This window comes from Puniceicoccales bacterium, from assembly GCA_031283585.1.
In the GTDB taxonomy this organism is placed as follows: domain Bacteria; phylum Verrucomicrobiota; class Verrucomicrobiia; order Opitutales; family LL51; genus JAIRTH01.
The window spans coordinates 39,427-52,043 of record JAITBP010000001.1; the positions used below are offsets into that span (position 1 = coordinate 39,427).

6 protein-coding genes, 2 tRNA genes and 1 pseudogene are annotated in these 12,617 nt (G+C 43.6%); 7 read left to right on the top strand and 2 right to left on the bottom strand.

The annotated features are described in order from the left end of the window. Window positions 1-23: 23 nt before the first annotated feature. Complete coding sequence (locus LBB20_00170; GenBank protein MDR2735251.1) at window positions 24-227, top strand: DNA-directed RNA polymerase subunit omega; 204 nt, start codon at window positions 24-26, stop codon at window positions 225-227. After that, complete coding sequence (gene smpB / locus LBB20_00175) at window positions 227-706, top strand: SsrA-binding protein SmpB (protein ID MDR2735252.1); 480 nt, start codon at window positions 227-229, stop codon at window positions 704-706. Before LBB20_00170 ends, smpB begins: the two co-directional genes overlap by 1 nt. Window positions 707-806: 100 nt before the next feature. Here smpB and LBB20_00180 read toward each other — a convergent pair whose 3' ends face one another. Beyond that, window positions 807-2,873: a hypothetical protein gene (locus LBB20_00180; GenBank protein MDR2735253.1), complete on the bottom strand. Its 2,067-nt coding sequence runs from the start codon at window positions 2,871-2,873 to the stop codon at window positions 807-809. Window positions 2,874-3,006: 133 nt separating this feature from the next. Here LBB20_00180 and LBB20_00185 point away from each other — a divergent pair. Further along, window positions 3,007-3,082: transfer RNA gene (locus LBB20_00185), tRNA-Arg, on the top strand. A gap of 6 nt (window positions 3,083-3,088) precedes the next feature. Here the strand turns inward: LBB20_00185 and LBB20_00190 are convergent. Then, window positions 3,089-3,664 (bottom strand): RDD family protein, encoded by a 576-nt coding sequence (locus LBB20_00190; protein ID MDR2735254.1) that lies wholly within the window; start codon window positions 3,662-3,664, stop codon window positions 3,089-3,091. A gap of 130 nt (window positions 3,665-3,794) precedes the next feature. Between LBB20_00190 and LBB20_00195 the strand changes: the two genes are divergently transcribed. The 4 genes and pseudogenes from LBB20_00195 to LBB20_00210 all read left to right on the top strand — a co-directional run bounded on the left by LBB20_00195 (window position 3,795) and on the right by LBB20_00210 (window position 12,137). Then, window positions 3,795-3,871: transfer RNA gene (locus tag LBB20_00195), tRNA-His, on the top strand. A 186-nt stretch (window positions 3,872-4,057) separates the two neighbouring features. After that, window positions 4,058-6,514: pseudogene (gene gyrB, locus LBB20_00200) on the top strand (DNA topoisomerase (ATP-hydrolyzing) subunit B). Window positions 6,515-6,532: 18 nt separating this feature from the next. After that, window positions 6,533-8,965 (top strand): DNA gyrase subunit A, encoded by a 2,433-nt coding sequence (gene gyrA, locus LBB20_00205; protein ID MDR2735255.1) that lies wholly within the window; start codon window positions 6,533-6,535, stop codon window positions 8,963-8,965. 136 nt (window positions 8,966-9,101) lie between these two features. Further along, complete coding sequence (locus LBB20_00210; GenBank protein ID MDR2735256.1) at window positions 9,102-12,137, top strand: autotransporter outer membrane beta-barrel domain-containing protein; 3,036 nt, start codon at window positions 9,102-9,104, stop codon at window positions 12,135-12,137. Window positions 12,138-12,617 lie beyond the last annotated feature (480 nt).

Consider the following 12,617-nt stretch of genomic DNA (forward strand, 5'->3'; position numbering starts at 1 on the left):
AAATCCGGTAGGGTATTTATTAAATGAGAGATGATTATTTGCAGACGGCACAAAATATAATTGAAGATCCGATGATATTGATAAATATCGTATCTAAGCGGGTCCGCCAATTGAGGTTTGGTGCAACTCCTTTTATAGATTCTCTGGAGAGTCTTAGGGTTGAAGACATAGTACTTAGGGAAATAATAGAAGGAAAAATTTCCTATGAGTTGGGCCAGGATGACTAGTGGTGTTTCTAGTGTTGAAGCATAACAGTGATAAGTTTTTTGAAATAAGGAACAGGAAGCTGCACCGAGAATACGAAGTCAGTTCAGTCTATGAAGCTGGGGTAGTTCTTTTAGGTACCGAAGTAAAATCTGTGAAAGCCGGTTGTGCTGAGATCAATGATTCGTTTGTAATGGTGGACAGAGCTGGTTTTTTATTGCTATGTAATGCGCGTATCGATGAGTACAAATTTGGCAATTATGCCAACCATGAGGTTTGCCGGAAGCGCAGATTGTTATTACATGCCAGAGAGATACGTAAAATTCGAGCCGGCATAGAGAAGGACGGTATCAGTGTGGTGCCGTCGCGTATGTACCTAAAAAATGGCCTCATAAAGGTTGAACTGGCTCTGGGTAAAGGCAAGAAGCTCTATGATAAAAGAGCGGACCTAAAGGCAAAGACCATCAAACGGGAAACCGATAGATTTTTGCTAAATAGATAGGTTATTTCTTTATATCTATCTTCTTTAAATTTACTCCAAGAGCCTCTGCTGCTTGCTGCGTAGTTGTGTATTCAATTTTTTGTGCAGGTGGAGTTTCGGATTATGCACCTGTGCCTATTTCACTAACCTTTTCCTGTTTTTTGCCTTTGTAGTGTATTATACTATCGGCCAATGACATGGACATGGTGGTATTTTGTGCTGAGCCCATTCCAAGAGCCGTATTACCTGCCACGCCTCTCTGGTCTTCTTTTATTGTTCTTGTATCTCTGAAAAAGCCTGAAACTCCTCGTTTGATTCCTCTCCAGATGCTTTCGTCTATCTTTTCTGTAAAACCCTGCATCTTTTCATTGGCAAGCATTCTGGCCAGGTAATCAATTGATGAACCATTCCAATCACCTGTATATACCTCATCGTTTTTTATTATTTCGAAAACCGTTTTGCGGAATTCTTCTATCTGGCCTGGAGCGACTTTTGATGAAGATAGCATCGATTCAAAATACGTTAAAGCCTGGAGTTTTTCTTTAACACTGGCAGGTAAGGTTCCTGTAATTGGTTGGCCAATGGTAAATCCTGTTTCCAGGGTTAGTCCATTGTAGGCATTGTTGACGTTTCCTTTTTGTAGCGCTTTTACTCGTCTAGCCTTTGAAACCGTCGAATTATAGGCGGCGTTTCTTAGGGTTGTCTCGAGCCTTTCTGGATTTTTAAGCACAGCTTCACGTTCGGATGGACTCAATGATTTGAATGATGCCACGATATATCTGGTGGCTCTATCATCACCCTTTTTCCCAATTTCACCGAGAACCCTTTCGAATATGTCCTTATTTACTTTGCTTATAGCATCTTTTATGGCAGCGATATCTCCACCGGAAACATCACTATATATATCTATTATTATCGAATCACCCTCTGCTTTATTGGCCGATTGAGATGAGGCAAGTGGGTCAATGAAAGGTTGTTTCGGCGTTTCCACCTTTGACTCCGATGGAACTCCCTGTTGCTTTGGCGTATTGACTTCCGGTATCTTTGTCTCATCTACTGTTGTCTTTGGTGTATGATGATGTTCATGTATATGTATTGAATTATCAACATTAATCCTTGAATTATCAGCATATTTGGTTGTATTACCATTGGGATCTGCAGCTTTATCAGTACCTGATGTAGTGCTAGTCGCTGTGTTTTGACCGACTTTCTGAGAACCGTCGTCGCTGCCGCTGATCTTAGTATTTGGCGTGATGTCTTGACCAACTTTCTGGGAATCGCTACCTGCAATGGGTTTGCTACCAGAACCTATCGAAACATTAGGTTTAGTGAAAGGTTGACCCTTATTAAAATAGTCTACTTTATCTTTAAAAGGCATGTTAGATTGTCTATCAGTAAACTTATTGGGCTTGGCTTGATTTTGGTCGACTTTCTGGGAATCGCCACCTGCAATGGGTTTGCTACCAGAACCTGACGAGGTGTTTATTGGTTTGTTATCGCCCAGGTTGATACCTTTTCCATAGTTTGGCAACAGTGGTACTATCGAAACACCTCTGATTTGGTTTCCTTTAAGGTTATCGGTGGTGCGTACATGACTAGGTGACATAGCTTGAATATCCTCCAATGGTGTCTCTATAATTTGAGGTGGTTCTGGTAAGCTTGGTGTTTTGCTTGATTGGGTTTTAAGAGATCTTAAAGCTTCTTGTACTTCCTGTCGTGGTAAAGCGTTATAGGTATTGGTGGCAACTTCTTTTGGAGTGCCAGACGTTCCCTGGGCTGCTTTGTATTGTTCGTTCTTTTTATTGATTATGTTTCTGCAAAATGACTCCATGGTAGCTGGCGAAGCTAGCACTTGCGTTCTTTCATCAGGTGTTAACAAAGTAAATGCCATTGCAGTAAATTTATCAGCGTCATTTTTAACTTTATCATATGCTTTTAAAGGTAACAATGTGGCAGTGTCTATTTTGTAATCTTTGAAGATGGCTGTTACAACCGTTTGGGCCGTTTCTGCTTTTTTTTGATCCAGTTCAGTTAGTTTTAATGTGGAATAACCGCTAGCATTCATTACAGTTGGACCACTTCCGTTGAGTTGCTTTAATTTAAAATTGCCAAATTCACCCTGTAGGTTTTTGATCTTCTCGGATGCAGCTGATTGGGTAACTTGAGTTACTGACGAAATCGATGACATTACTTTTACTAGTTTAAGTATTTTTTTTACTTTTTAAAGCATTTTAACCATCGGACAAGATATGAATATGGGTTGCTAACTAGTAAAATCCTTGCCTTTGTTTTTTTGTTATACAAGTTAAGTTAACACCAAAGGGGGAGTAGCTCAGTGGATAGAGCAACGGTCTTCTAAACCGAAGGTCGAGAGTTCGAGTCTCTCTTCCCCCGCCATGACATTCAATCAGCGTTGTTGTGATTTTTTTCAACCGGGCAGCATTCGTAGTAGTCATATTTCACCACCACAGTCCTTGAAATCATGTCGTAGCCGAAGGAACCTGTGGCCGAGATCAGCCCAAAGAAGAAGTTTGTCGATGATAACGCACAGATTGTTATATTGGTTATGTCTATGCAATAGAAAGCCGTAATACACTTAAGGCTAGATCGTATCAATGTTTGTAACGCCGATGGACTCGAGGCTGGGTCGTTGATGTCAATGGTTTTTATCTTCATGAGTCTCTTGCCTAGGGTCGATCCATGGCTCAATATTTCACTGATGCTGAAATATATAATGCTAATTATGATGCTTATGATCATTATGCCCTGAAATGGCTCGGTTAGATTTTTTGCTATCACGTTTAGATCGTCTGCTTTGAGCAGTGCGGATGTATCGGGCATTAGGGCAGACAAATCTGGCATTTTGTCTCTAAGAAAAGGAATGGAGATAAGGCCTATCACTAAACAGTCTATATTAAAAGCCCAGGCCCTGTTGTTTAGGGTAGCTGGTATAAACCTAATATTGTTCTTGCTCAGCATAACTCCACTTTAATTTTATTTGTATGAAAGTTTTGTCAATCTGAATCAGGATTCGGATTATTTTGTGTGCTGGACCGCGTATCTTGGTTGACAACACAGACAAAGTGTTGAGATTTGTCCACTGTTTATGGTGGCTGTAGCTCAGCTGGTTAGAGCATCGGATTGTGGTTCCGAGGGTCGCCGGTTCGAATCCGGTCTGCCACCCCAGGCTGTAAATTCGTATAAATATTACGTAGTTGGTGAAATTTTTTGTTCGCGTTTTGCGTTTCGATTATTTATTTGTCTTCCCATTCCGTTAGTTGCCATGGAATAGTTGTCTGAGATTGTCTAATATACTAGTGTATGAGTGATGTTGTTCAGGATAAATCTGATGAAATTTTAAAGGAAGGTCGTTATGATGCTTCGAAGATCCAAAAATTAGAGGGACTCGAAGGCGTTCGTAAACGTCCTGATATGTATATTGGTGATACAAATGAGCGTGGATTGCATCATTGTGTATTTGAGATTGTTGACAATTCCATAGATGAGGCACTGGCTGGTTATTGCAGTAATATTAGTGTAATTTTGCATGTAAATGGTTCCTGTTCTGTGGAAGATGATGGCCGGGGCATACCAGTGGATATGCACGAAAAATACAAAATGCCAGCCCTTGAATTAGTCATGACAAATCTGCATGCCGGTGGCAAATTTGGCAAAGGAGCTTATCAGGTATCTGGTGGACTGCATGGTGTTGGTGCAAAATGTGTTAATGCCGTTTCAGAGGTTTTTGATGTGGAGGTGAGGCGTGATGGACACATCTATCATATGTCTTTCGCCAAGGGTAAACCAACTCAAAAGATGACCATCATCGGTGATACGAAAAAAACCGGTACAAAAATAACTTTTTTGCCGGATCCGGAAATTTTTCGCGAAATCAGAGAATTTAGGTATGATATACTCGCCAAAAGACTGCGTGAGTTGGCATTCCTAAATCCTGGTGTAACCATACTGTTAACCGATGAACGCAATGATAAATCAGAAATATTTAAGTTTGACAACGGTATAACCGAATATGTCGAGTTTCTAAATAGAGGAAAGGTTGTCATCCATGAAAGCCCCATGGCATTTTCTGGCATTGTCTCGGTGGACAGCAATAATAGCATAGCCGTCGATGTGGCGTTGCAGTATAACGATTCCTATAACGAGCAGATCTATGCCTATGCAAATTCTATTTTCAATACCGAGGGTGGTACCCATCTTTCCGGGTTCAAAACGGCCCTGACCAGGGTGATAAATTCCTTTGCTAAAGCTAATAATTTATTGAAAGACAAGGATCCAATTTTGACCGGAGAAGATATGCGGGAGGGTCTGACCGCGGTTATTTCGGTGAAGGTTCCAGAGCCACGGTTCGAGGGACAAACTAAGACCAGGCTATCCAATAGTGAAGTCGATGGCGTGGTTCAAAAAATCGTTGGTGATAATCTGAAATATGTCCTGGAGACAACCCAGGGTCTTGGCAAGAAAATAGTGGACAAGTGCTTGAGTGCTGCCAGAGCCAGGGAAGCTGCACGTAAAGCCAGAGAGACGGTAAGGAAAAGCGCATTAGCTTCCGGTGGATTACCAGGAAAGCTAGCCGATTGCTCGGAAAAATCTCCAGAAAAATGTGAACTTTTCATAGTCGAGGGAGACTCGGCAGGTGGTTCAGCTAAGCAGGGACGTAACAGAAAAAATCAGGCAATTTTACCGCTATTTGGAAAGGTCATCAACGTGGAAAAGGCCCGGATTGATAAGGTCCTTAACAGTGAAGCCATAAGGATGATGATCACGGCCTGTGGCACAGGCGTAGGCAGTTCCGACGACGTGGGTGGATTTGATCCGGATAAATGTCGCTATCACAAGATAATAATAATGACCGATGCCGATGTGGATGGCTCTCATATTCAAACACTTCTTCTAACATTTTTCTTCAGGCAAATGCGCGAATTGATCGAAAGAGGTTATGTATATATTGCCCAGCCACCGCTCTATAAAATAAAAAGAAAGAGAAAGGAGCGCTATGTGGATAATGATGCTGAACTTAATAGGATATTGCTAGAGCTTGGATCAGAAGATATTGCATTGGTGTCAGCTAAAGATGGCAAGAAATTTGACCACAGCAAAGTCGAAACTGTGGTTAATGCGTTTTCAAGATTAGAAAGCCTTGGAAATGGCATAACAAGGTGCGGTTGCCCATTGGCTAAGTACCTGAGTGCTTATGACTTGGCAACGTTGGATCTGCCCAGGTACATAGCAAGGATAAGGACCGGAAACGAGGAAGAGTTCAGGTTTCTTTTTGATGATGAACAAAGGTCGAAATTTTATTCTGAATACGGTATTTCTGACGATCTGTTCTCTGTCACTGCGGCAAAGGAAATTGACCGGGATGGCCACAGCGTCCGTCAACGTATTTCTGTCCATGAAGTCTTTGAATCGCTGAGACTTAGTGAAGTTCTAAAGGAACTACGTGATACGGGATTAGACATATCGACGTTTGAACGAACCGAACATCCAAGGTATTATGTGGTTGAAAACATCGACAGGGAAAACGAAACCAGGTTCGGCATGCACTCTGGCCTGGAGCTTTTGGCAAAGATCCGAGAGCTTGGGCGGCGTGGCCTGTCTATCCAACGATACAAAGGCCTGGGAGAAATGAATCCTAAGCAGTTGTTCGAAACGACCATGGATCCATCGACCAGGAAACTACTGAGAGTATCGATCGAAGATGCGGCAATGGCCGAATCGGTTTTTTCAATGTTGATGGGCGAAGACGTGCCGATCCGCCGGGCATTCATAGAAGATAACGCGTTAAATGCTTCTTACATAGATGCTTAACCTATTGGAGACCCTAGGATGATACAAGAAAACGAAGGAATAATTTCATCGAACATAACGGACATCATGCAGAAATCCTATATAGATTACTCGATGTCTGTCATAGTCAGTCGGGCACTGCCGGATGTGCGTGATGGGCTTAAGCCAGTCCAACGCAGGGTATTGTATGCCATGTTGCGGGAAGGTCTCCTGAGTAATCGGCCCTTCGACAAATGCGCCGGTGTGGTCGGCGAAGTTTTAAAAAATTACCATCCCCATGGCGATGCTTCGGTATATGATACCATCGTACGTCTTGGTCAAAATTGGGTGCTGCGCTATCCATTGATTATGCCCCAGGGTAATTTTGGTTCCATAGATGGTGATCCTCCGGCAGCCTATCGTTACACCGAGTGCAAGCTCGAGCGCCTGGCCGAAGAGATTTTGCGCGATATCGACGAAAATACCGTTGATTTTCAGCCAAACTACAAGGAAAGCGCTGTTGAGCCGACGGTCTTGCCATCGGCATTACCAAATTTGCTGATGAACGGTTCGACGGGCATCGCCGTTGGGATGACAACAAATATCCCGCCGCATAACCTTGGCGAGTTGATCGATGCTCTCTGTGCGATGATCGATGACCCAAATCTGAGTGTGGACGAGCTGTGCCATATAATAAAAGGTCCTGATTTCCCGACCGGTGGTGTGGTGGTTGGTTCGGAAAGCGTAGAAAAATATCTCAAAACAGGCCGTGGAATCATAAAAAATCGTGGCATTGTAGAGATAGAAGAACTGGAAGGTGGTAGAGAACAGGTAATTATAACCCAGGTGCCCTACAATGTCAATCGGGCGGCACTGGTAATAAGAATCGCCGATCTGATAAACAGCAAAGCCATCGAAGAGGTTAGCGATCTGCGGGATGAATCCGATGAAAACACCCGTATAGTTATTGAGTTAAAGCGCGGTGAATCCTCCCGAGTATTAATAAATAAGCTCTACAAAATGACCCAGCTGGAGTCATCGTTTGGTGTCATAATGTTAGCTCTGGATAATCGACGGCCTAAGCAGATGAATATCAAGGAGATGCTAGAATGCTATCTTGAACATAGACAACGAGTTATTTATCGTAGGACCGAATTTAGGTTGCAAAAGGCCGAAGCCAGGGCCCATATCCTCGAAGGCTATCGTATCGCGCTGGATAATCTGGATGACTTCGTAAGGATAATCCGCCAGTCTGCAAATAGAGATCAGGCCAAATCAGAATTGATGGCAAAATTTCCACTGTCCACCGAGCAGGCCGATGCAATCCTGGAACTGAGATTGTATCAACTAACTGGTATGGAACGAGATAAGATCGAACAAGAGTATGCCGAGCTGCAGAAGCTAATAGATGAATATAGGGCGATTTTGACCGATGCAGGGCTGCTATTTAGCTTGATAAAATCCGATCTGATCGAGATGAAAGAAAAATATTCTTCTCCAAGGAAGACGAGCATTATTCCAGAGGAAGGCGAGTTCAGAATCGAGGATGTCATTGCCAATGAAGGATGTATCATAACCGTTACGCATAATGGTTTTATAAAGCGGACGAATATCGATGCATATAAATCACAGCGGCGTGGTGGCAAAGGAGTTATTGGCGTTGGCCAGCACGAGGATGACACCGTGGAACATCTGGTTTCGGCCGGTACCCATGATAATGTCATGTTTGTGATGAATAACGGTAGAATATATGTGGAAAAGGTCTACGATATCCCTGAAGGTGTGCGTACAGCCAAAGGACGATCAATAATAAATGTGCTGGAGATGCAAAAGGACGAATATATGGCTGCCATGCTGTGCTTCAGAATGTTTTCCAGTGAGCAATATGTTGTGATGTGCACCCGCAATGGTGTGGTGAAAAAAACCTGTTTGAGCTCCTATGAAAACTATCGGCGTAGTGGTATTATTGGTATCGATGTGGATGACGGAGATATTGTCATCGATGCCAGACTGTCTAACGGTAGCGATGAGCTGGTGCTGATAACCCATAAGGGTATGTCTATCAGGTTCAGTGAGAAAGATCTTAGAGATCAGGGTCGAGCCACAAGAGGTGTGCGTGGTATAAGCCTAAAGGACGGTGACCGGGTGGTTGCGATGACGGTGGTTAGAGATGAGGAAACCTTCCTGGTTGCAGCGGAAAATGGTCAGGGTAAACGATCAAAATTTGATAGCTATAGGCTACAGAAACGCGCTGGCAGCGGCGTGATTGCCATCAGGATGGCCAAAAATATCGGTGTGGCTGGGGCCTTATCCGTCAGGGAGGATGACGAGATCCTGATGCTGACAAAGTTTGGTCAGGCGGTGAGGTCTCCGGTTCAAGACATAAGAATAATTGGCAGGACTACCCAGGGCGTAAGATTGATAAATTTAGAAGATAAAGATCGCTTGATACGAATTAGCCGCGTGATGGAAGTCGATGGAGATGAGATATGATATATTACATAATGTGTTGTTAATGTCTTTATTTTTTCTTGTATAATGTAAAAAATACGTATAGTATCCACCAAGATATTTTGGTTAGGGTTAGCGATGGCTCAAAGTTAAACCTAAAAGTCGAAATGCTTTCAATATGGAAGGTAAGGAAATTGATAAAGATGTTTTAACAAAGCGATTTAGCCAGGTTTGCCTATTGACTGTCGTGGGTATGGGCTTTGGTGTCGTGGATTTGCAGGGTGATGTTACAACTAAGGACAGTGGCGTTAGATCAACCTTAACAGATATTAACAGTTCCACTGATACTGGTTATCTTGAGACCACCGCGGTTGATAAATTCGCAGTTATTGAGATTTCAGGCAATACGGGTAATAATGAAGTTAGTGAGCATGATTTTACGTTGAAAGGTGGTGGTACCGTTGGTCTTAGCTTTAACGCAACATCAGCTACGGATGAATTTATAATGAAGCGTAACAGCAAATGCATAAAGATCGAAGGTACGCCAAAATTAGTGTTTTTTGATGCTACCTATTCCACCAATGATGTAAAAATCAAAGCTGATGAAACGTTAAATTCCTTTTCCGGTCAATTATTGCTGAAAACCGGCGATAAGAAATTGATTTTCAGCGATGGTAAAATTAATCCTACTGGTGCTGCGTTGCGTGTTGTAACCACCAAGACTGGTGCTGTTCAAGTTGGTGCAAGTGGTTCGATATTGGATTCTGGTTTTACCGTAAAAAATCTGATACTTGGTGCGAATCCAGGCGAAGATTTGAAAATTGTGAAATACACCGATGCTTCCGGTGGTACGGCAGGTAATAACATGGATTTCGTCGATATCGGCACCGATGGCAGTGGCGGTAACCTGATTGCATTTGTAGATACTGAAAAAGGTGTTTTGATCACCGAAGGAGGTATCGTCTATGGTGAAAGCTCGTTGAAGTTAGCAAATAATACAGCAAATGGTGAATTGAATATTGCCAACAGCTTGGAGGTTAAGGCAGGTGCGACATTGACACTTATGGGTGTAAAAGATGATGGTACGACTGCTAATGACCTAACGATCAGGGCAGCAAAGGATTTAGCTGGAGCAGAGGTTGATGAAGCAACCAAAGGACGCATCATCATCAATGGTGGTGCTATGGTAAAGCTTGGCAGTAATATTAATTTTACAGTAAAGGATAAAAAAATTAACGCCAGTTTTGTGCTTACTGGCACCGGTGATAGCGATGCCTTAATAGCTAAATTGGTTGCCGATGGTTCTGGTGGGACCCTATCGATGATGGGAGAGATGGTTAATCCGGCGATATTGGTTTCTGATAATTGCTTTGGTTCCATCGGTGGTGAGAAAAAATTGATCATATCTGGTGATAGTACAAAAAATGTCTTGGTCCAGGTTGGTGCTAAAAGTACGTTGAAGATTGCTGGCGAAGTTGTGCTGAATTCCTCCTCGGCTACTCCGGGTGAAAAATCCTTTGTGGTTGGAGAAAAAGCCAACCTTGTATTTACCGATGCGGCTAAGCATCGGCTGGAAATTGGTGCAAATGATAAGATAATTTTTAGTAATGAATCTGAGATTCGATTCGCGACGCCGGAAGATAGCAATGTACGTGGCCAATTATTTTTAGCCAAGGTCGATAATTTTGTTGGCCAAAACAGTACCAAGGTAGCGCTTTCTTGCGGCCTATTGGTCAAGGACATGGTTAGGAAAGCTCCAGGTATTAGTGTGAACAAATTGACATTGGTTGAGCTTGGAGATAATAAGGCCAGTGTATTTGCCGAAAGAGTTGACGTTAGCGGTGCCGATAATTTTATCTCAGACTATGTTTTTGGCCCTACAGACGGTAGTGGATCTAAATATGGTATTGTTAGCACAACCATACATACCTACGGCGAAGCTTTTGAAGCCAATGAAATCGATGATACTGGTGTCTCCGGAGACTTTATCGATAAAGTAGAAGAGATGCAGGGTAATAGCAGTGTAAGCAATGATGAGGTCAAGCTGTTCGGTATGTTGATTGCCGATTATGATAAGGACGAAGATGGTTTTGATAATGGTGATATCGCCAGATCCATATCTCGCAGTACGGTGGAGGAACGTAACCGGGTGACCATTGCTTTGGCCAATATGGCTCGCCAGGCAATCTATGGCCATATGGCTAGAGAAACCCATAACCGGGAGCTTTGGCTGGCCGGTATGGTGGATATGGTCCGCCAGAATGAGGTCAATGGCTATGGTATGCATGCCGGATTATGGGGTGCTGTAATAGGCTATGATGCCGGCGTTAATGATGAGTTGGTGCTTGGATTGATGGCTGGCTGTGTCCATGCCACCGTGAGGTATAACGGGATGACGTTGCTAGGTGGTAACAATGGTAGGCAGCTGACCGGTTTTGGTGGTTTCTACGGTGAATGGGAATCCTTGGTCCGGGATCTTTGGATCAAGTTTTCCGGATTGTTTGGTCAAGTAAAATATAAGGAGTGGGGAAATAGGCCTATTCCCGATGAAGAAGGTGACCATGAGGCAGAGATCGGTAGATTTTTCAGTTCACACAAGGGCCACTGGCTATCCTTTAATATGGATAGTGTTTGGCTAACCGGTGAGTACAAGGACCTGAAGTTTGGGCCCTGGCTGGCTTTATCCTATGATTATGTCCACCAGAGGTCCGGTAGCGAGGTTGTGACGATGGAAGACGAACCCGCTCCCGACCAAACCAAGACTGCGGCGGCTGTTCAACCAGCTCCGGCGGCTCAACCGGCGACGGCGACCCAACCGGCGGCCCAGCCGGATCAACAGACACCGGCGGCTACCCCAGCGGCCAAGGCCGATGAAGATAATGACGAGGATGGCATAGTCTATGGCAAGTCCGGCCGTCATATGTTGTCCGGCGTGTTTGGCGTTCACATGGAGGGCGAGTTACCTTTGGGGAAAATCTTTGTCGAGGTTGGTTATAAACGCGAATTTTGTCGAAGAAACCGGATCGGCGATAGTCAATTTTTGGGTCTGGAGTACGCTCCGGCCATCGGTCATGCCACGAAAAACCTCTGTATTATTCGAACCGGCTATGGGTTGACAAAGAACCACTGGGGCCTGGATTTTGGTCTGGAGGGCCAGCTTGGCCGTAATTTTAAAGATTGTTCTGCCAACATCGTGGCCACCTATTCGTTCTGATTTTTCCAGTTTTTTTAGTTTTTTCACTTTTCATTTTAGTTACCTATTCGGCGTCGGTTCACCTCTCGGACCGGCGCTTTTTGGCTTTCCCGTTGGCTTTTGCGGACCCTCCGCTGGATTTTCCGAGTCCGATCGTTTATCCTGCTGGCCTTTACCTAGAGATAGGAATCGTCGGGAAATCGGAAGTCACTGGTCCGGAATGGCGCTACGATCCGGAGTGTGGTGTTCAAAAGTTTAAAAAATGCTTGCATAGGGTAAAAAATATGTATAACATTAGAACAGATGTTTAGGTTGGGGCCGGTGAAAGCCGGGGCCGAAAACAAAAATAAATATATAAAATATAAAAACACATAAATATAATACTATGAGTAAATTAACTAAAGTGAAGAAGGGACCGAGGGGGTTCCAGAGTGATGAAGATAAGAATTACGAGAAGGAAGTGAATACCCGGATCGAAGAGCTGAGAAAGGCGCTGATGGA